This window comes from Snodgrassella gandavensis (genome assembly GCF_914768025.1).
Taxonomy (GTDB): domain Bacteria; phylum Pseudomonadota; class Gammaproteobacteria; order Burkholderiales; family Neisseriaceae; genus Snodgrassella; species Snodgrassella gandavensis.
The window spans coordinates 58,635-78,495 of record NZ_CAJZCE010000009.1; the positions used below are offsets into that span (position 1 = coordinate 58,635).

Below are 19,861 nucleotides of genomic sequence, written 5' to 3' on the forward strand. Positions count from 1 at the left end.
TTCATCATGGTTGATTGAGCATGGCTGATAATGTCAATTTGGTTGAGGTTTCCACACAGGCTACTCATCCGGCACTACATGCAATGACTCAAGTGCTTGGTGTGGCTGCACACACTGAGTGGGCTGTTATGCAGCCATGGGCAGATGCCCTATTATGGGCTTTCAATCGGGGAGACAGCCATATTGTTGTACCCCGCGAACATCTGGCGGCAATCCGAAAGTGTCGTGTTTTGGTGGGTGCTGCCGGAGCGTATACTCCTTTTATTCTGCAAAACAATCATTTATTTTTAGGGCGGATGTGGCAGCTGGAGCAGGATATTGCTGAGAGCCTGTGGCAGTTGGCTAATATTGCGCCTGCAAGGATAAATGAGGCGGCTGTGGCTGCCGATCTGGCCGGCTGGTTTCCTGAAGCAGATAGTGCCCAGCAGCGTTTTGCGGCTGCACTGGCCTTAATCCAGCATTTTGTGGTGATCAATGGCGGACCGGGCACGGGGAAAACAACTACGGTTGCCAAAATTCTGGGATTATTACTCAAACACGCTTGGCCGTTGTCGCGTCCACCACAGATTGCGTTGGTGGCGCCTACCGGTAAAGCGGCTGCTCATATGGCTAATGCTTTGCAACGTGCCCTGAGTAAACTGCCTCTGCCGGACAGTAGCATGCAATTACTAGAACGTTTAACAGGTCAGACAGTGCACCGGTTGCTACAGCTACAGCCGCCACTGTTAACGGGTCCATATGATGCGGAACATCCTTTGCCGGTGGATATTCTGGTGGTTGATGAATCTTCCATGTTGGATTTATCCCTGTTTCGGGCACTGTTGCGCGCGTTAAAACCTGATGTGCGCTTGATATTGCTCGGAGATGCCAACCAGTTGCCGGCGGTAGGTGCCGGTAATGTGCTGGCAGAATTATCTCAGCCGACAGTATTGTCACCTGTGCTGAAACAGCAACTCGCAGCGCTTTTGCCGGAGCAGCCTTTACCCCCGTCCAGCAATGAAGTCAGTATGGCTGCACATATTGCTACCTTGAGTCACAGTTATCGCTTTGATGCTACGCAGGGTATTGGTGCGTTGGCAACGGCCTGTATCAATGGTGACGATAGTGCGGCACTTAATGCTGTAACCAATTTCCCGGCACAGTTGCAATTGCAGCAGGCTGATATGCAGCGATTGAGCCGCGATTTATATTCACAGCAGCAGATGTGGTGGCAGGCAGTGGCTGAAAATAATATCGCAGCGGTTTTCAGCCATCTGACAGATATTATGGTATTGACAGCATGGCGCGCTGATGCAGAAGCATTTAACCAGCAGTACCGGCGTTATTTACGCCAGCAGTTACATCTGAATACTGATAGCTGGTTTGCAGGGCTGCCGATTCTGATTACCCAGAATGATTATGGAGTTGGTTTGTTTAATGGTGATATCGGTGTCATTCTCCCAGATCGGGATAATTCAGGACACCTGCTTGCCTATTTTGCCGACGGTGAGAATTATCGTGCCATTTCCCTTAGCCGTTTGCCTCAGCATGAGGCTGCATTTGCGATTACAGTGCACAAAAGTCAGGGTTCGGAATACGATAGTGTGTGGTTACTAGCTCCACAGGCGCAGGCTGCGGCAGACGATCCTCTGTTTAATCGCTCACTTTTGTATACCGCACTTACCCGCGCCAGACAGCAGTTTACTTTTTGTGGTACGGCCAAACAGTTGGCACAAGGCATAAAAAATAACCAGCAGCGGCGTAGCGGATTAAGTGCAGCCTTGGCTCAACTGGCTAAAAAACAATCACAGTTGTCTTTATTTTAATTCTGCCTATTTACTGGCTTTAATTTTGCCTGCTTACTTTGGCAATCCATGCTGTGAAACTTAATTTTATGTATATATAATATTCTGGTTGGTGGAATAATTTTATGCTATTCTGCTTTATCAGAAAATATCACAAAGACTGAATCATGCATAAACCTTTAATTGCAATTATTGCTGCAATGCAGCCCGAACTGGATTATTTACTTGAACAGTTGGATAACCGGCAGGATAGTGTAGCAGGCGCAGTACATTTTCATCAGGGTGAAATTAAAGGTGTACGGGTGATACTTGCCTTGAGCGGCATAGGTAAAGTTAACGCAGCGCTTACTACCTCAGTGATCATTGAACGGTTTGCACCTGATTATGTTATTAATACGGGCAGTGCTGGTGGTCTGAAAGCTGGTATTCAGATTGGGGATGTGGTGGTTGGTAATGAGGTGGCTCATCACGATGTTGATGCCACTGTTTTTGGCTATGTGCCCGGTCAGGTACCACAATTGCCACCAAGATTCTTTGCTAACCAGCATCTTATTGATGCGGCCAAACAAGCTGCACAAGTGTTTACTGGTGCTGAAATCCATACTGGTTTAATCGTGAGTGGTGATCAGTTTATCGGCACCGCTGAACAAAACCGTTTGATCAAAGAAAATTTTGCTGATGTGGTAGCCGTGGAAATGGAAGCTGCTGCAATTGCCCAAACCTGCCATCAGCTTAATGTTCCTTTTGTGATTATTCGTGCTATTTCTGACAATGGCGACGCCAATGCTTCAATTAGCTTTGATCAGTTTTTGCAACGGGCTGCTATTCATTCAGCAAAGATGGTACTCAATCTGATATCTATATACAAGCCGTAGAGTTTTAGCATGATTATCGGGTGAAATTCGATTTATAAGGATTTAATTATTGTCTGGTATGAAAATCAATTAGGTTTTTTTATATAGAGCGTGTACAAAACCCAAAAGTTTTTATAAATTTGAGTGATGGCTACTGCTTAATATAGATTTAAACATAATTTAGGCTATTATGGTAGCCGGTAGTCAATTACTAAATTTATATGCTATTTATATAAAAATTTACTTCTTTATTTTTGTATTGTAGGGGATGTAGCATTGAAGTTAGTTATTAATAAGTATGCAATTTTATTATTGCTTGTTTTTTGTGGCTTACCTATTCTCGGCGCATCGAATTACTCTGTAATTTATCAAATTGGTCTATATTTTGCGACAATAGGTTATTTTTGTCTGTTAATTCTGTTATGGAAAAGCAGGCTTACGCGTATTTTTTCAATTTTGTTGTTATTTGTCTGGTGTTTTAATACTAGTATATCGCTGATAATATTGCAGATATATCATTGTCAGTTTAATGCGGAGCTAGCTATTACTATGTTGGCTTCTAATGCCAGTGAAGCGATAGAGTTTTTGCACGCTTACTGGCATATAATCTTTTGCTTAATGGTCATATTTGCTATTTTAATTGTACTGATTAAAACTACAGCACAAGTTTTGTCTTTGCGGGTTCTTAAAGTTATTGTAATGCTATTTATGGTGGCTATACCGCTTAAGGCATTAGAGCAGATTGCTAAAGGTCGACTCAGTCAGGAAAATTTTGATTTAGGTGAAAAAGTATGGCCTTATACTGGATTGAATAATTTTGCCATACTTTCGCGTGCTTATAAGGATATGAATATTCTTAAAACCGTAGCTAGGCAGCAAACTGTATATAAATTACAGCGTAAAGAAACTGATATAGATACTTATGTAGTCGTGATAGGTGAATCAGCCAGACGCGCTAATTTAAGTCTTTATGGCTATTCCAGATTAACGACACCTAATGTCGACAGAGAGCGGGCAAATCTATTCATTTTTAATCAGGCAGTAGCTCCGGCTCCGGTTACATTGATGGTAGTACCAAATGTTTTAAGTAGACGAACGATAAATGACAGAGGTATTGATAAACTGGGCGATAACATAGTAAATATGGCTGGTCAGGCTGGCTTTAAAACTTACTGGTTAAGTAAGCAGGGTAAAATTAATAAATATGATACATTAATTACAACCATTGCAAATGCAGCAGAAACTAAGGAGTGGTTGAGCGGTGGTTATGACAATACTTTATTGCCCAGATTTATAAAAATATTGAATGATAATAGTGCTGAAAAAAAACTGATTATTCTGCACATTAATGGTAGCCATAAAAATGCATGTAATAAATACCCAGAAAGTGAACAGGTATTTAAGAATGGGCGTTCTCCAGTAGAGGACTGTTATGATAATTCCATTCATTTTACAGATAAAATATTAGGAGAAATTTTTAGTCATTTGCGCAGCAAAAAAGCTTCATTATTGTATTTTTCAGATCATGGGCAAACTATTAAGATTAAACGGGGGCAGATAGACTACACACATGCTGTTGTGCATCCGACTAAAGAGGGGATAGATGTACCGCAATTTATCTGGTATAGCCCAAATGTGCCAGCCAATAGTAGACGGATCGGTGAATATAGGGAGATATATCCTACTGAGGATAATTATTATTTAATTTATGACTGGATGGGTATTGAGAAAATTGATGAGTTAAATACACATTCTGTTTTATCAACAGATTTCATCCCACGTAAAAAAATTCAGGTGATGGATACAGATTTGAATATTTTTGACTATCGGGATTTGCCCCTTGACGAAATCAGACCTTACCAAAACTAGATTATATTAATTGACTTTGTATAAAAGTCACTATTTAATAGCTGCTTTACAATCAGTTTGGTTGTGTAAGCATTGTGGCAGAAGAAAGCGCTAGCTAACATAGTTTAAAACCATAAATATTTTGTCTCTCAACCGGCAGTTATTTTATCAGGATGAAATTGTGTTTCAGTCATTTTTCCCGAAGCCCCGTTGGTTTTTCCTGTCTGCTATCTTGTGGATTGGTCTGAATATTGCTCTTTGGTATGCGGGTGGTAAAGCAGCAGGTGAATGGTTTGGCTGGCCGCAGGGCTATGCGGATAAACCTCTGGCTATTGGTCTGTCGCGTTTCTGGTCGCCTGGATTTTTGTGGTTTTATATCTGGTTTGTACTGGCTACAACCATTTTTGCTGTTTTCTGGTCAGTGGTGGCACGGCATCCGTGGCAGCGTTGGTCAATATGGGGTTCGGCCTTAATCCTGTTCAATATCTGGTTTAATGTGCAGGTAAATGTAACCATCAATGCCTGGTATGGCCCGTTCTGGGACATGATCCAAAAGATGCTCGGTAGTGGTGGCGGGCCAATCAATCATATTTATCAGAATATGCTCACTTTTCTGCTGATTGCGATGGTAGCGGTAACCGTAATTATGCTGAATGCTTTTTTTGTCAGCCATTATGTATTTCGCTGGCGTACAGCCATGAATCAGTATTACATTGATCACTGGCCAAAACTACGTACTGTTGAGGGTGCCTCTCAACGCGTTCAGGAAGATACCATGCGCTTTGCCACGATTGTGGAAGAGCTGAGTGTGAGTCTGGTACGGGCTGTTATGGTACTGATTGCGTTTTTACCGATTCTGTTTCAGCTATCCAGCCATGTACCAGTATTACCTCTGATTGGTGAAGTTAAATACTCGCTGGTTTGGGCGGCATTGGGCTGGTCATTGTTCGGTACGGTATTGCTGATGGTAGTGGGCATTAAGTTGCCCGGTCTTCAATACAATAATCAGAAAGTGGAAGCAGCCTACCGCAAGGAGTTAGTGTATGGAGAAGATCATGGTGAACGTGCCCAGCCTGCTACCCTGAAACAGCTTTTTGAGCGGGTGCGGATTAATTACTATCGTTTGTATTTCCACTATGCTTATTTCAATATGGTGAGTACTTGGTATTTACAGCTAGACGGGCTGTTTGGTCTGGTTATGTTATCACCGTCTATCGCTGCGGGTACGATGACACTCGGATTGATTAACCAGATTATTAATGTGTTTAATAATGTGCGTGAATCATTTCAGTATCTGATTAATTCATGGAAAACCATTATTGAGCTTTTATCCATTCATAAACGCCTGAAAGCTTTCGAATCGATATTACATGAGAAGAATTAATAGTACCTAATTATACTTATATTTGTATGGCGAAAATGATTTTTGCGTAAACTGGCTAACCTGAATAAATAAAAATATCGGTCGCGAGAATCAACAATTATGAATCCATCCATACTTGTTGTGGTTTGCAGTAAGCTGTTTGGCCAAATCTGTTTTAGCTATCTGATGTTGCTAATAGCCTCAAAATTGGCCGATTTAATGAAATAAATAAGCAATATTCTGGCCAGATATGGTTATTTTGTACGATTCAATTTAAACGTTGTTTATTCATTATCACTTTGGATTTAAGTTTGCTGATGATGAATTACAACCGTGTTTTAGAGCACAGGCTGTTGATGCATCTAGTAATCCAGCGCAATCAGTCTTTTGCCAATCGCCGTAGCAGGCTGAAATTCAGTACTGATGATAGATAGGGTATTGTTTTTATCCTGAAGAAATAGCGGTATTGCCTGCGGATGATCGTGGCAGTACTGTTGATAATCATAGGCAGCCGTGATATTGGTAATTTTAATCCGTGCCTGTTTGTTGAGCATGTTTTCCAGTCTGCTGAAAGTAACATCCTTTTCAAACAGTTGGCGGAATACGTATTGATGCTGTTTTTGTGCGCGGGAAGTTAAATCCTGCTCTTCGGCAAAACGGATGCGGTAAATATTCTGTTCACCAAATTCATGCCGAAACTGTAGCTCACATAAGGTATTCAGTTCTTTATCACGGCTCACGGCAAACAGATGGCCAATGCCCATCAGGTCAAGTTGGGTTTGTGCGTTTTCTGAAACGGGATTGCCAAAATAGGTTCGCAGCCCCTGCATGCGTGCGCGGGCAATCTGGACATAGTGATAATCGGCCACTAAAACATCAATATTCAGTTGTTTGAGAGTGTTAGCCAGCATGAGGGCTACTTCATTGCTGCCAACAATCAGTACGCCATTATTGCTCGGCTCGCGTACCTTGAGTAGGCTGGCAATGGTTTTTGCACCCAAGCCCTGAATCAGTACTGTACCGATAATAATCAGAAAAACCATCGGTGCCAGCAGTTCGGTTCCGGCTAAATGCTGATTTTGCAGGCGTAGCGCAAACAGTGAAGCAATGGATGCGGCTACAATACCGCGTGGTCCAATCCAGCTTATCATCAGCTTTTCCTGTACGCTTAAGCCGGAATGAATAGATGAAAACCATACGGCTAGGGGGCGGGCAACAAACATGGCGATGAATAACAAGGCCACACCATGCCACCCCAGTCCCAGCAGTGCAGCCACATCCATACGTGCAGCCAGAATAATAAATAAGGTAGGAATAAATAATAGGGTGAGGGATTCGTTAAAGGCCAGTATGCTTTGTCGGGGGAATTGTGGCCAGTTGGCCAGTGCCAGCCCCAAGATGGTAACGGTTAACAGACCAGACTGGCTTTCCAGATAATTGGATAGGGAAAATACAGTGAGCACAAATGCAAAGGTCACTACATTGCGCATGTATTCAGGCAGCCAGTAGCGCTTGATGGCATTGGCCAGAAACACGGCACCCAAACCACCGCAGATGATGGCTACAAGCACAATTTTGCTGAAAAGTAGCAGTGAGTTTTCGTGTCCATTGGAAACGATGTATTCGTATACGAGCACTACCGCAATGGCGCCAATCGGATCAATAATAATTCCTTCCCAGCGCAGAATATTGGCAATTTGATTACGTGGACGCACACTGCGCAGCATTGGTGCAATAACTGTTGGGCCTGTAACGCAGACAAGAGCACCAAACAGTATGGCCACGCGCAAATCCAGTTTAAATAGCCAGTATGCAGCCAGTGATAACACGGCGATGGTTAGCAGTGCGCCCAGCGTCACTAGATTCTGAACAACGCGTCCATGCTGGCTGATTTCATGAAATTGCAGGGTGAGGGCACCTTCAAACAGAATAATGGCTACACCAAGTGAAATGCAGGGAAAAAGTAGGTTGCCCATCACGATATCAGGTTGAAACCAGCCCAGTACAGGGCCAATGATGATGCCGGTAAACAGCAGAAATAGTACGGATGGTTGTTTCAGATACCAAGCCAGCCATTGTGCGCCCATGCCCAGTGCCAGTAATGCTGAAAACTGAAAGGCTATATCCATTGCTTATGCTTTTGTTGTTTCCCAGATTTCTATTCTGCCACAAACTGGTTAAAGTATTGTTATTTTGGTTTTATGGATATTGACGATTTGATCATTTTCCTGCTGAGTAAGTATTCAGGCTGCCCAGTAAAATCTACTTTGATATATATTAGTAAATTATCATAAAAATTAATAATAAAATCCTGTTTTTATATTAATATATGTTTATAAATGCAATAAATTGGTGGCTAAGTTGGTTGAATCGCTGCACAATTAAGCCTGTTTATAATGGAAATGGGGATTAAGTATATTCTAGAGGGTGTGGGAATGTAATTAATACCTGACTGGTGCGCAAATTATTGTTTTGATTCATATAATAATAAGCGCGCAATCATGGAGATGATATGAATACACGTATTGAACATGACAGCATGGGTGAAATCGCTGTATCTGAAAATGTTTATTGGGGTGCGCAAACTCAGCGTAGCCTACAGAATTTTGACATTGGCGGTGAAACTTTGCCACCAGCAATGATTCAGGCAATGGCTCTGGTTAAAAAGGCAGCCGCATTAACCAATCAGCAGCTTGGACGCATCAGCGATGAATGTGCCGGTCTGATTGTGCAGGCTGCTGAACGTATTCTCGCAGGCGAACTGGCTGACCAGTTTCCATTAGTAGTATGGCAAACCGGTTCTGGTACTCAGAGCAATATGAATATGAATGAAGTTCTGGCCAATGTGGCCAATGAAATCGCCGGCCAGCCACGCGGCAGCTATAAACCGGTGCATCCGAATGATCATGTGAATCATGCCCAGTCTACCAATGATTCATTTCCGACTGCTATTCATGTTGCTACAGCCATTCAGATTAACCAGCATCTGATTCCTGCTGTGCAGGCTTTACGGGATACGCTAGCTGCTAAAGCTGAAGCTTTTAACGATATTGTTAAAATTGGCCGTACTCATTTGCAGGATGCAACACCGTTAACACTAGGGCAGGAATTCAGTGGTTATGTCAGCCAGCTAGATCATGGCTTGGCACGTTTGCAGCAGGCATTGCATTGGTTGTATGAATTGCCATTGGGCGGTACAGCAGTGGGTACTGGCTTGAATAGCCATCCTCAATATGCTGAAAAGGCTGCGGCAAAACTGGCAGAACTGACAGGTTTACCATTTGTTACTGCACCCAATAAATTTGAAGCCCTCGCTGGGCGGGATGCTGTGGTATTTGCTTCAGGCAGCCTGAAAACGCTGGCTGTAAGTCTGAATAAGATTGCCAATGATATCCGCTGGCTGGCCAGTGGCCCGCGCTGTGGTATTGGTGAAATCACCATTCCGGCCAATGAGCCAGGCTCAAGTATTATGCCGGGTAAAGTAAATCCAACACAGTGCGAAGCGATGACTATGGTGGCTGCACAGGTGATGGGTAACGATGCGACAATTACTGTAGCAGGTGCTTCCGGTAATTTTGAACTGAATGTGTTCATGCCGGTGCTGGTGTTTAACATTCTGCAATCAGTGCGTTTACTGGCAGATGCATGCAATAGCTTTAATCTGCGCTGTGCAGAAGGAATAGAACCGGTACGTGAAAAAATTGATGCCAATTTGCATCATTCACTGATGCTGGTTACTGCACTGAATCGCCATATTGGCTATGAAAAGGCCGCCAAGATTGCCAAAACCGCTTATGCACAAAATACCAGCCTGAAACAGGCTGCGATTGAGCTTGGCTTTCTGACTGCGGAAGAATTTGATAAATGGGTAGTTCCTGAAGATATGATTGCTCCGCATTAATGTTGTAAGCTAGCTTAAAAGCCACATTGTGATGAATATTCAATGTGGCTTTTTTGTTGCGACGCTTTTCGGTAATATGGAATTGGACTGCTTTGTTTTGTGTAATGAGTTACTGCTATCACCAGACTTTATTTCTTTTTATTGTCAGTTTCTGGTAGTAAACGTGCCTCTACCCGAACATAGCGGTTTTTATCCAGTAATTGTAAGCGTACGCCATTAGGGTCATTAATAATGCGCCATGAGTCAACGAAACCCAGCGTGCCCGTGCCGGTGCGCTCATCTTCAATATTAGAACACAACTTGTTGATACCAGACGGCCGGCTTAAGTGCAGGGTATGGTGAAAATCGTGATAAGTACCATTTATCTGGTTACAGCCAAAATAAGCGAAGTATTGATGGGTATGAGGGTCAAAACGGATGCGTGCAGACGCATCAGGCGTAGGTTCGCCATTCAGGGTACGAATTTGCCAGTTACCGGATAAATATCTGGTATTGGGCTTGTATGTAAAAGCACAGGCATTAAGCACAAGCAGAGTGGCTACACAGGCCAGAATCGATTTTAGCTTCTTCATTTTAGAATTTCGTTAGGTTGTTAATTAATATTGATTATAACTTGTAAGTTTATCATTTTTTTAATTTTATCCGACTAGGTGCATTATTGCTGGGATTCGCGCTGCTGCTTATATAAACGTAACCAAGCAAGTGCATCAGCTTTCTGCTGTTCACTGCCGTATTGTAAATCACGCATCGCACGGCGATAACTGGCTTGCTCCTGAGCCTTGGCGATTTGCTGTTGCTGGAATGAGTCCTGATTATCGGGAACACGCCGTTGTAATTGCTGGGTTTGTGCTTTGGCCATGGCTTTGGCAATCAGTGCGGCCGGATCGATGCTACTGGCTGATTTGGTTGCCGGTGTGGCTGTAATTGCTGTTTTTTGCTGGCGTGCATGCAATTGCTGTTCTTTCTCGCGTTGTAAGCGTTGCAGGCGGGCTGTGCGGTGCTGAAAACGTGCATTGGCTTGTGTGGCAGCGGCAAAACGCTCGTCCTGCAGGTTTTCGGCCAATTGCCGAGCTCGGGGCAGCCAATGTTCTGGTACTGGCTGCATGCTGATACAGTCTACCGGACAGGGCTCAATGCATAATTCACATCCGCTGCATTCATTGCTGATAACGGTGTGCATTTGTTTGGTAGCGCCCAGAATGGCATCAACCGGACAAGCTTTGATGCAGGCAGTACAACCAATGCATTCTGCTTCATCAATCACAGCTATTGCTTTGGGCTGCTCCGCTTTGAGCAGGTCGGCAGGAGGCTGTACTGGCACATTCAGTAATTGCGCCAAATCCCTGATGACCGTAACACCACCCGGGGTGCACAAGTTAATGGCAGCCTCACCTCGGCTTAACGCTTGTGCATATGGAGAACATCCCTGATAACCACATTGCCTGCATTGTGTTTGGGGTAGGAGCCGGTCAATGTGTTCTGAAGCAATAGACATGATAAAACTGCGAAGCTGAATACTGGAAAACAGCTATTCTAACATACAGGCCAAGCAGCAAATTTGCAGACATATTCAGGCCTTTTTTCTGAAGACAGATGTACCCGTTGCCTGTACATACCGTGATGATATTTGAATTTATGCTGATTAATAGTTAGGCCTTGTGTTTATTGTCCAGCCTCCACCCAAAGCCTGATACAGTGAAACCTGTGCGTTCAGATAATCGGCCTTACTCTGAATAAGCTGGCTTTGTACACTAAGCAGATTACGCTGGCTATCCAGCACATCCAGATAGGGAGAATAACCGGCGCGGTAGCGATTGGTTGCGTGGTGCAAGGCATTGGCCAGTGCATCATGCTCCATCCCCAGAGCCTGCTCCTGTTGCTGCAAGCGATAGCTGGCAGATAGCTGGTCTTCGACTTCTTTTAGTGCAGTCAGCACGGTTTTGCGATAATTCCAAGCCGCTTCGTTCCGTTTGGCCACTTTCAGGTCAAAATTGGCCTGAATTTTGCCTCCTTCGAAGATAGGTGCCAGTATACTGCCGCCTATGCTCCATATATTAACTGGTTCTTTAATGGGGGCAGTAGAAAACACACGGCCAAGTGTGGCACTGATTTTTACTGATGGTAAAAATTCTGCCTGTGCCGAAGCCAGATTGGCGTCACTGGCGGCCAGTAATAATGATGACTGCACGATATCCGGGCGGTTTTTCATCAGATCGGATGGCAGTATGGCAGGAATGGTTGGTGCATGCAGCTCAGATAGTGATAAGCCACGTTCGATAGTGCGGCTGTTACTGCCTGCCAGCATACTCAGTGCATGTTCCTGCTGGCTGATGCTGGATTGAATCACTGGAATCTGTTGCAGCGTGGCCGCATACTCTGCTTGTGCCTGATTAAGTTCCAGTTGTGAGGTATAGCCGACATTGGCCTTGGACTGGGCAATTTTGAGTTCACGCTGACGTGCATCCAATGTTTTTTGCAGAAGATTCAGCTTTTCGTCCAGTGCACGCAGGGTAATATAGGATTTAACTGTGGTAGCAATGACACTGAGGCGGATAGCTGCTGCAGCAATTTCGGTAGCCTGCCGGCTTAGGCGGCCAGCTTTAAACGCATTACGGTTTTTACCAAATATATCTAGTTCATAGGCTGCCTGAAAAACCGGCTGTTCAACTCTGGTAATGGTAGCCACGCCAAAGGCATTCAGGCTTTTTTGCCGGGTAGTACCACCACTGGCATCGAGACTGGGTAATAATGAAGCGCGCGAGGCATGTTCCTGAGCCAGTGCTTCCTGTATCCGCGTTTGTGCCAGAGCAATATCGACGTTGTTGGCAAGAGCCTCGTTGATGAGTTGATCTAAAACCGGATCATTCAGTTGTGTCCACCACTGTGCATCCGCATTTTGTGTTGTTTGAGTATATTGTTCGTGCCATTGTGCCGGTGCTTCTACTCGTGCTGTTGCCGGAATACTCGGAATCCGGGGAATACAGCCACTTACACAGATGGAGAGTGCTGTTAGTGCAAAAAGTTGGACTAAAGATGCTTTCATGCTTTCACTCTGGTTGTGTCAATACTCACCACCACTGACATGCCCGGGCGCAAGCGTTCGAAAAATTCATTATGGTTATCAATGCGGATACGTACGGCAATACGCTGCGGTACTTTAACAAAGTTACCTGTGGTGGTGTCCGGTTTGATGACAGAAAATTCACTACCGGCAGCAGGAGAAATTTTTTCTACGGTACCACTGATTTTGGCACCATTAAGTGCATCTACGGTAAACCATGCTGGCTGGCCAACGCGAATATGGGCTGTCTGTGCTTCCTTGAAGTTGGCTACTACCCATTTGCGTTCCGGTACCAGAAACATTAATTGTGTGCCTGCATTGACTAGCTGACCGTTTTTAACGCTAATTTCACTCAAGCGGCCATTTTCCGGTGCGCGCACGACTGTATTGGACAGGTCGATCTGTGCCAGCCCCAGTTGAGCGTGTGCATTATCTACGTTCGCTTTCAGGCCACTTTTATTGACATGAGTACTTTTCAAGTCTTCCTGAGCCACACGATATTGTGCTTTGGCTTGGGCTACGCCGGTTTGAGCCTGTTTCAATGCAGCACGTGTCTGGTCACGCTCGCGTAAAGACAACGAGCCATCGGCTACCAGTATGTTTACACGAGCCATGTCTGCCTGTGCTTTTTCCAGCTGTGCCTGTGCGTTGGCAATATCCGCTGCACGTGCCGCCAGTGTGGCTTCTTTACTGCGGCGATTTTGCTCATAATTGGCCAGACTACTGTCTTGCAGGCCAATTCCGGCTTCAGCAGCTGCAACTTTTTGTTTGTAGATACGGTCATCAATCTGGATTAATGGCTGGCCGGCTTTAACGTCGTCAAAATCCTGTACATATACTTTAGTCACGTATCCAGTAACCTGCGGGCTGATGATTGTGGTTTGGCCGCGTACGTAGGCATTATCGGTAGAGACCATGGAATTGCGAAATGGTGGTAATTGCCAGGCGCGTAGAATCATCAGGACACCCAGCATCAGTATCAGTACCAGCATGGCAGTAACAAACCATTTACGTTGTGGTGGTTGCCACTGGCTGGCTACTGGCTGGGCAGGCTGTGGATTACTTTTGTCTGCTGCTGTAGAACTACCTGCTGACTGATTCGACCCAGCCTGACTACCGGCTACCTGTGCGGATGTTTGCCCGCTACCAGTACTGCTGGCGGATGATAACGGTTTTTCAGTCTGGTTTTGGTCAGTTTCTGGGATTTGGTCAGGTTTGTTTGGCGGTGTGTTAGTCATTATAATCCTCTATATTATTGTTTTGGCGGTTCCTGCATCGCACGCTGGCGGGCTGCTGCAAAATTTTTCAGCTCAAGTCCAATTGGATTGGTGCCATGCACCTGATGCCACCAGCGATGCGCGCCGACAACCAGAAAACAGATTAACGAACCGATACCGACTGTCACAAATAAATCATTGTAGGCCGCTACCTGTGCCAGCATGCTATCCTGCTGAATCAGTTTGCTGACACCATACGCATGATTCCATGTGCTGTCGAAGCTGAAACGCTCGCTGGCAAGTGCATTTTGCTGGATTAGGTGGTTAACCTGCGGGTCTGTAAGATACGAACCATCGGCACTATTGATTAAATGTACCCGTGTCCGGATAGTGATAAATGCATTAAGCAAGGCTGAACCAATCAGTCCGCCAACTGTCTGGGAAAAACCGAATACTGCGGAGAAACTCATAATGTATACCGAGTCTTTTGAAATAGCCCGAATCAGCCCCTCCATCATTACTGGACCGAAGAAAAACAGGGAGGCGAAGGCAATCATAAATTCCGGAATATAGAAATTGACCGGTCGTGACCACTGATTTTGCCCGACTTCCATAAAACTGGCCATGGCAATAATGGCAAATGAAATAACCAGAGGTAATTTAATATCGGTAGGTTTGAATGTGAATACGCTGGTAATCAGCCCCAGTGCCGCACCACAGGAAGTAACAGCATAAAAATGCATCATTTGGTCGTTACTCAAACCTAATACAGTCATTAAACCGGCAGCACCCATATTTTGCTCAGATAGGGCAACTCGAATCAGTGAGCCAAAAATCAGGATTTGAAGCATTCCGTTGGTGTGCATCATCCATTTGATATCAAGCATCGGCCGTTTACGATTGTATTCAATGATAACGGAAAGCATACAGCACACGACACCGGCTACAAATAGCCAGCCAATCCAGTCTTTGTCCCACCACACAATTCTTCCCTGTACGGCTCCGGCAGAAATAAACGCAATACCGGCTGCCATTAAGGGAAAGCTGATGAGGTCAGTTTTTTCAAATGATTTTTCCAGATAGCCGGAGGGAATGGGCAATAGCCATACTGCTGCGCATACCAGCAGTGCCATTCCTAACTGAAAGCTGAATACAAGCTGAAACTGTTCGTGCTGTAACAGTAGGGGAGAGATGAATCTTGTCAGCGGCTGACTAAGCTGGGTTAGCCCCAGACCAAGTATGATGCCTTTAGCGCGATGAATGGTTGGCATGGCCTGCATCATATAATACATGGCCATGCTGTTTAAACTGCCGCCTACAAGCCCGCTCATACCGCGGGCGAATAATTCCATATGATAGCTATGGAAAAAAAATTGTAGGCTATTGGTCAGTATCAGCCCCAGAATAATGTAACTTACATAACGCGGCAGGCCGAAATTCTGGCGGATTTTGAATAATAATACGCTAATAATGGCACTGAACATGTAATAGGATACTTGTATCCAGCCGCCCTGTTCAGGCGTCAGCCCTAGATAACCTTGCATCTGCGGAATATTGGCCAGCATCATGCCATTGGTAAATCCGGCAGTTAAACCGACAAGTACACCGATGATGCCATAGCAAACACGCCGTTGCCACGGATGGTCTGGGAACGAGGGCGAACCTGCCATCATGGGGCGTTCATGCGGTTTTAACTGATAAGTAGTATGAGACATGGAATTTTTACTGCCATATATGATTTGTTTTAGCAGCTACAATTAAAAATGCCATCCATTAATCCTGAATAAATCCAGATGGATGGACAGTTTAGGTATTGCCTGAATCATTTTAAAACAAAATATTGATTTCTGCGAACAATGATTTAGCTAATGTAATAATAACCTGATATTAGCAAAGTGTAGATTAAATTACTGTTTTTATAATGGTTTTATAATCCAGTCTGTTTCAGGTTATTGATAATTGCGTTAAGAAAATTTTGATAATTTTATGTATTACAACGATTTATCTGATTTATTCATGTGTAACCAAGAGTATGTGTTAGTATCTTATTTAAATTATATGAATAAATAACATATTGTATCTGAGTGGTATAGAAAATTTGGCAAAGAGAAAAGCTCCTGACAGAGCTTTTTAAAAATTAATTTTCTTCTACATCTCGGGCAATGGATTCATCAAATTCTTTTTTTCCTTTCTGATTCGTTCAACAACGGCGTTGTAGTCAGTTCCTTGTAAATATGCCGGTGCCAGTTGGGGATTCAATGATTAAATTAACATGTTAATGTCTGATATATGCCCTAATGTGCAAGCACATGCATATACAGTCAGATCTGGATAAAAGTTGTATTTTTGCTGAAGATCCTGAGCAAATTGATCAATATTAGCAAACAGCTCATTTGCGCGCGTATTGATTTCAGCTAAATGTTCCAGTTGAATTTCTGTTTCATCCATTTAGTTTACCAATGATGATTAATTGCACCGCCAGATAAGTCAAAAATACTTTGTCCTCGACAATATTGTATGTAGTCCCACTTTGATGAAATGCTATATTCAGAATTTTCTTTTCGGGACACAATACATATTGAGATGTCCAATATTAGAGTTAGATGCCAGATATAAATCAATGTGGTTCATTATCTTTTTTCTTTTTTAAATAGCTGTTTATATTATTATTCTGATTAGAATTTTGTTGGCTGCATTTGTATTTAGTATTGGAAACTTAAAACAGCCAGCGTGATTAAGGTAATTTTTTAACATAATGATTCTTAATTACATCTGATTGAAATTTGAGTTTGTACAATGTAAATTTTATTTAGTAATAAAGCAAGCTAATTTTTAGGGTTTCTGCCTGCTTTTTTATTTATTATTAATAAGATAAAATGGTGAGGATATTTTTAAAATAGGCTGTGAATTGAATTTTTCTACTTCATCTAGGCTGACCAGCTAAGTAATCAACTAAAATTTATGCGCCATAACAAAAAAGATACCTCTTGATTGAGTACAGTATCTTTAGCTAAAAAAATATAGCGTAACCACTGGTTACGCTATATTTATTAATTGGTGCCGGCACCAAGAGTCGAACTCGGGACCTTCTGATTACAAGTCAGCTGCTCTACCAACTGAGCTATGCCGGCGAAAGAGATGCGCATTATGCGCAATAAAATTAAATTGTGCAAGACCTTTTGAGATTTATTTTTTATTTTTTAAATAAGCTGCTGTTTTTTTGGTTAATTAAAATATTCAAGCTTTGGCTTGTGGGCGACAAACTATAACTATTTTTTATATCGCTCTATATTATAATAAAGAGTTTTATTTATTTTTAATGGGGAGTGTCTGGGTGAGACACCATTTCAAACTTGCGCTTGCAGGCGCACAAATCCTATTTGTTGCATTTGGTGCCATGGTTTTGGTACCGCTGCTGACAGGGCTGAACCCCGCGCTGGCGTTGATGGGAGCGGGTATTGGTACTTTATTGTTTCAAATCTGTACTAAACGCAAGGTGCCAATTTATCTGGGTTCTTCGTTTGCATTTATTGCTCCGATTATTTACGCCATGCAGGAATGGGGACTGGCTTCTACCATGTTTGGTCTGTTTGCTGCCGGCTTTATGTATTTTGTTTTTGCCGCACTGATTAAATGGCGTGGGCTGGCTTCGGTACACCGTTTGCTGCCACCGGTAGTAATTGGGCCGGTCATTATGGTGATTGGACTATCAGTAGCGGTAGTAGCCAGTAATATGGCCATGGGCAGATCGGGTGACGAACAGGTAGTTGATTATGCACATTCGCTGTTTTTATCGGGTTTTACTTTTGCTGTAACGGTAATTGTAACGGTATTCGGCAGCAAGATGATGCGCTTGATTCCCATCCTGATTGGTGTGGCTGCAGGCTATATTATGGCGTGGTTAACTGGAATGGTGGATACCAGTGCGATGGCGGCGGCGCCATGGTTTGCAATACCGCATTTTGCTACACCCGAAGTTAACTGGCAGGCAGCGCTGTTTATGCTGCCCGTGGCCATTGCACCAGCTATTGAGCATATTGGCGGGATTATGGCCATTGGTAAGGTAACTGGCCATGATTATGTAAAAGACCCTGGTTTGCATCGTACTTTGGCAGGTGATGGTTTGGGTGTATGTATTGCTGGTTTGATTGGTGGCCCCCCTGTGACTACCTATGGTGAAGTAACTGGTGCGGTGATGATTACAAAAAACAGCAATCCGGTAATTATGACGTGGGCGGCTGTATTTGCGATTTTTATGGCTTTCTTTGGCAAGTTTAATGCGTTTCTCAGCTCCATTCCGTTGCCGGTAATGGGTGGTATTATGTTGCTGCTGTTTGGTACGATTGCTTCACTGGGTTTGAAAACGCTGATTGATGCCAAAGTGGATTTGATGGAACCACGTAATCTGGTTATTGTGAGTTCGGTACTGATTGTGGGTGTCGGTGGCATGGTGGTGAAAATTGGCACCATGGCATTTGCCGGTGTAGGTTTATGTGCCTTGCTGGCGATAGTGCTGAATTTACTGTTGCCAGCTAAATCGTCTTCTTCTCAGGGCTGATTGGTCACTTCTTGGATTCATTGCAAAATCGCAGCTGCCAGAGCGCTGCGATTTTTTTTGTATCTTGAGATTGACAGATATATTTTGCTTTGGGGGAATTGCGAAATAATAAGATCGCTTTGATACTTAAAAGTATCAGCCTGTGTATTTTTATTACCAAATAATCGGTTTATCTGGAGCAGAGGCAAGCAGAGCTATGAATTTGAATTGTGTGCAAGATGAAGAGTGGAAAAAGGCCAGCAAGAGACAATTGATACAATTAGATGATGTTTCGAATTCCGATTGAATCAGATTTGCCAGAAAATTCATGGCTGGCCAATTGCACCTATTAGGCACAGAAGATATTGATAAATAACAAGCTACTGGTGGTAGTATAAATGTATTTTCAGTACCAAACAGAAAATAGCGGCATTTGCCGCTATCTTTATACTAACCGGACAACCGGCTAAGATTAAGCTGCCTGAATGTTGGCCGCTTGTTTACCTTTTGGACCGGTGGTCACATCAAAGGATACGCGTTGACCTTCTTTCAAGGTTTTGAACCCATTCATGTTGATTGCAGAGAAATGTGCAAACAAATCTTCGCCACCTTCATCTGGTGTAATAAAACCAAAACCTTTAGCGTCGTTAAACCACTTAACAATACCAGTTGCCATGAAACTTCCTATACATAAAAAACAAAATAAAGAACAAGTTTGCGACACAGTAAGGCAAACAAAGTAGTGAACGACTGTACAATAGTTTGTCTGGCAGTCTATGTCTGACTTGTTAAGTAGTCTTTTTACATAGGTTAAGAAGCAACGTCAAGCAAGCTTACTGAAAAATGATAAAATTATTAAAACCGTTACTAAAAACCCACAGATACATGTAGATTTATGCACAATGTCAAATACGAAGACACAAACTGTTAGCCAGAATCAGGAAACCATGTTAAAGCCGCCAAAGCGCTATAAGGTGGTATTGTTGAATGATGACTACACACCAATGGATTTTGTGGTGGCGGTGTTGATAGATGTATTCCATTTACCACATACGCAGGCCATTGCCATCATGCTGATGGTGCATGAATCCGGGCGTGGCGTGTGTGGTGTGTTTCAGAAAGACATCGCCGAAACCAGATGCAATCAGGTTTTGGCGCGGGCTGAGGCGGCCGGCTTTCCGCTGCAATGTCTAGTTGAAGAAGCCTGAAATTACTGATTGGTGTATGTGTGAAATGAAATACTCTATAGGTGTCACTTGAATTTTAGTGTGTATGCTTCATGTTTAAGCAAATAAA

15 protein-coding genes and 1 tRNA gene are annotated in these 19,861 nt (G+C 43.4%); 7 read left to right on the forward strand and 9 right to left on the reverse strand.

What is annotated here, in order from left to right; all coding sequences use genetic code 11:
- Window positions 1-20: 20 nt before the first annotated feature.
- From recD to sbmA, 4 genes are all read left to right on the forward strand, one after another.
- On the forward strand, window positions 21-1,805 hold the full coding sequence (gene recD, locus MJ764_RS07710) for an exodeoxyribonuclease V subunit alpha (RefSeq protein ID WP_239326005.1): 1,785 nt from the start codon (window positions 21-23) through the stop codon (window positions 1,803-1,805).
- 146 nt (window positions 1,806-1,951) lie between these two features.
- Complete coding sequence (locus MJ764_RS07715) at window positions 1,952-2,659, forward strand: 5'-methylthioadenosine/adenosylhomocysteine nucleosidase (protein ID WP_239326006.1); 708 nt, start codon at window positions 1,952-1,954, stop codon at window positions 2,657-2,659.
- Window positions 2,660-2,914: 255 nt separating this feature from the next.
- Window positions 2,915-4,507, forward strand: coding sequence for a phosphoethanolamine transferase (locus tag MJ764_RS07720; RefSeq protein ID WP_239326007.1), 1,593 nt, complete (start codon window positions 2,915-2,917; stop codon window positions 4,505-4,507).
- A 160-nt stretch (window positions 4,508-4,667) separates the two neighbouring features.
- Window positions 4,668-5,870, forward strand: coding sequence for a peptide antibiotic transporter SbmA (gene sbmA / locus MJ764_RS07725; protein ID WP_174828495.1), 1,203 nt, complete (start codon window positions 4,668-4,670; stop codon window positions 5,868-5,870).
- A gap of 341 nt (window positions 5,871-6,211) precedes the next feature.
- Here sbmA and MJ764_RS07730 read toward each other — a convergent pair whose 3' ends face one another.
- A complete protein-coding gene (locus tag MJ764_RS07730; RefSeq protein ID WP_239326008.1) occupies window positions 6,212-7,978 on the reverse strand; it encodes a cation:proton antiporter in 1,767 nt (588 codons plus the stop codon).
- A 383-nt stretch (window positions 7,979-8,361) separates the two neighbouring features.
- Between MJ764_RS07730 and fumC the strand changes: the two genes are divergently transcribed.
- A complete protein-coding gene (gene fumC / locus MJ764_RS07735; RefSeq protein WP_239326009.1) occupies window positions 8,362-9,750 on the forward strand; it encodes a class II fumarate hydratase in 1,389 nt (462 codons plus the stop codon).
- A gap of 128 nt (window positions 9,751-9,878) precedes the next feature.
- Here fumC and MJ764_RS07740 read toward each other — a convergent pair whose 3' ends face one another.
- From MJ764_RS07740 to MJ764_RS07770, 7 genes are all read right to left on the reverse strand, one after another.
- Window positions 9,879-10,322 (reverse strand): META domain-containing protein, encoded by a 444-nt coding sequence (locus tag MJ764_RS07740; protein WP_239326010.1) that lies wholly within the window; start codon window positions 10,320-10,322, stop codon window positions 9,879-9,881.
- 83 nt (window positions 10,323-10,405) lie between these two features.
- A complete protein-coding gene (locus tag MJ764_RS07745; protein WP_239326011.1) occupies window positions 10,406-11,245 on the reverse strand; it encodes an RnfABCDGE type electron transport complex subunit B in 840 nt (279 codons plus the stop codon).
- A 147-nt stretch (window positions 11,246-11,392) separates the two neighbouring features.
- Window positions 11,393-12,793, reverse strand: coding sequence for an efflux transporter outer membrane subunit (locus MJ764_RS07750; RefSeq protein ID WP_239326012.1), 1,401 nt, complete (start codon window positions 12,791-12,793; stop codon window positions 11,393-11,395).
- Window positions 12,790-14,049 (reverse strand): HlyD family secretion protein, encoded by a 1,260-nt coding sequence (locus MJ764_RS07755; RefSeq protein ID WP_239326013.1) that lies wholly within the window; start codon window positions 14,047-14,049, stop codon window positions 12,790-12,792. The genes MJ764_RS07750 and MJ764_RS07755 overlap by 4 nt, the downstream gene beginning before the upstream one ends.
- A 14-nt stretch (window positions 14,050-14,063) precedes the next feature.
- Window positions 14,064-15,743 (reverse strand): MFS transporter, encoded by a 1,680-nt coding sequence (locus MJ764_RS07760; protein ID WP_239326014.1) that lies wholly within the window; start codon window positions 15,741-15,743, stop codon window positions 14,064-14,066.
- 547 nt (window positions 15,744-16,290) lie between these two features.
- A complete protein-coding gene (locus MJ764_RS07765; RefSeq protein ID WP_239326015.1) occupies window positions 16,291-16,476 on the reverse strand; it encodes a hypothetical protein in 186 nt (61 codons plus the stop codon).
- A gap of 607 nt (window positions 16,477-17,083) precedes the next feature.
- Window positions 17,084-17,159 (reverse strand) — tRNA-Thr (locus tag MJ764_RS07770).
- Between the two features lie 203 nt (window positions 17,160-17,362).
- On the opposite strand from MJ764_RS07770, the gene MJ764_RS07775 reads away from it, so the two are divergent.
- Window positions 17,363-18,586 carry a uracil-xanthine permease family protein gene (locus tag MJ764_RS07775; RefSeq protein ID WP_275415288.1) on the forward strand — a complete coding sequence of 408 codons (1,224 nt, stop codon included), beginning with the start codon at window positions 17,363-17,365 and terminating at the stop codon, window positions 18,584-18,586.
- Between the two features lie 451 nt (window positions 18,587-19,037).
- Here the strand turns inward: MJ764_RS07775 and MJ764_RS07780 are convergent, their stop codons facing one another.
- Window positions 19,038-19,241, reverse strand: coding sequence for a cold-shock protein (locus tag MJ764_RS07780; RefSeq protein WP_025330479.1), 204 nt, complete (start codon window positions 19,239-19,241; stop codon window positions 19,038-19,040).
- 226 nt (window positions 19,242-19,467) lie between these two features.
- Here MJ764_RS07780 and clpS point away from each other — a divergent pair, with 226 nt between their 5' ends.
- The gene (gene clpS / locus MJ764_RS07785; RefSeq protein WP_239326016.1) at window positions 19,468-19,773 is read left to right on the forward strand and encodes an ATP-dependent Clp protease adapter ClpS; all 306 of its coding nucleotides are present in this window, start codon (window positions 19,468-19,470) and stop codon (window positions 19,771-19,773) included.
- Window positions 19,774-19,861 lie beyond the last annotated feature (88 nt).

What these genes read in the sequence shown, in the direction of transcription:
- recD (WP_239326005.1), top strand. Translation starts at nt 21, where the DNA reads ATGGCTGATAATGTCAATTTGGTTGAGGTTTCCACACAGGCTACTCAT.
- MJ764_RS07715 (WP_239326006.1), top strand. Translation starts at nt 1,952, where the DNA reads ATGCATAAACCTTTAATTGCAATTATTGCTGCAATGCAGCCCGAACTG.
- MJ764_RS07730 (WP_239326008.1), bottom strand. Translation starts at nt 7,978, where the DNA reads ATGGATATAGCCTTTCAGTTTTCAGCATTACTGGCACTGGGCATGGGC.
- fumC (WP_239326009.1), top strand. Translation starts at nt 8,362, where the DNA reads ATGAATACACGTATTGAACATGACAGCATGGGTGAAATCGCTGTATCT.
- MJ764_RS07740 (WP_239326010.1), bottom strand. Translation starts at nt 10,322, where the DNA reads ATGAAGAAGCTAAAATCGATTCTGGCCTGTGTAGCCACTCTGCTTGTG.
- MJ764_RS07745 (WP_239326011.1), bottom strand. Translation starts at nt 11,245, where the DNA reads ATGTCTATTGCTTCAGAACACATTGACCGGCTCCTACCCCAAACACAA.
- MJ764_RS07750 (WP_239326012.1), bottom strand. Translation starts at nt 12,793, where the DNA reads ATGAAAGCATCTTTAGTCCAACTTTTTGCACTAACAGCACTCTCCATC.
- MJ764_RS07755 (WP_239326013.1), bottom strand. Translation starts at nt 14,049, where the DNA reads ATGACTAACACACCGCCAAACAAACCTGACCAAATCCCAGAAACTGAC.
- MJ764_RS07760 (WP_239326014.1), bottom strand. Translation starts at nt 15,743, where the DNA reads ATGTCTCATACTACTTATCAGTTAAAACCGCATGAACGCCCCATGATG.
- MJ764_RS07765 (WP_239326015.1), bottom strand. Translation starts at nt 16,476, where the DNA reads ATGGATGAAACAGAAATTCAACTGGAACATTTAGCTGAAATCAATACG.
- MJ764_RS07780 (WP_025330479.1), bottom strand. Translation starts at nt 19,241, where the DNA reads ATGGCAACTGGTATTGTTAAGTGGTTTAACGACGCTAAAGGTTTTGGT.
- clpS (WP_239326016.1), top strand. Translation starts at nt 19,468, where the DNA reads ATGTCAAATACGAAGACACAAACTGTTAGCCAGAATCAGGAAACCATG.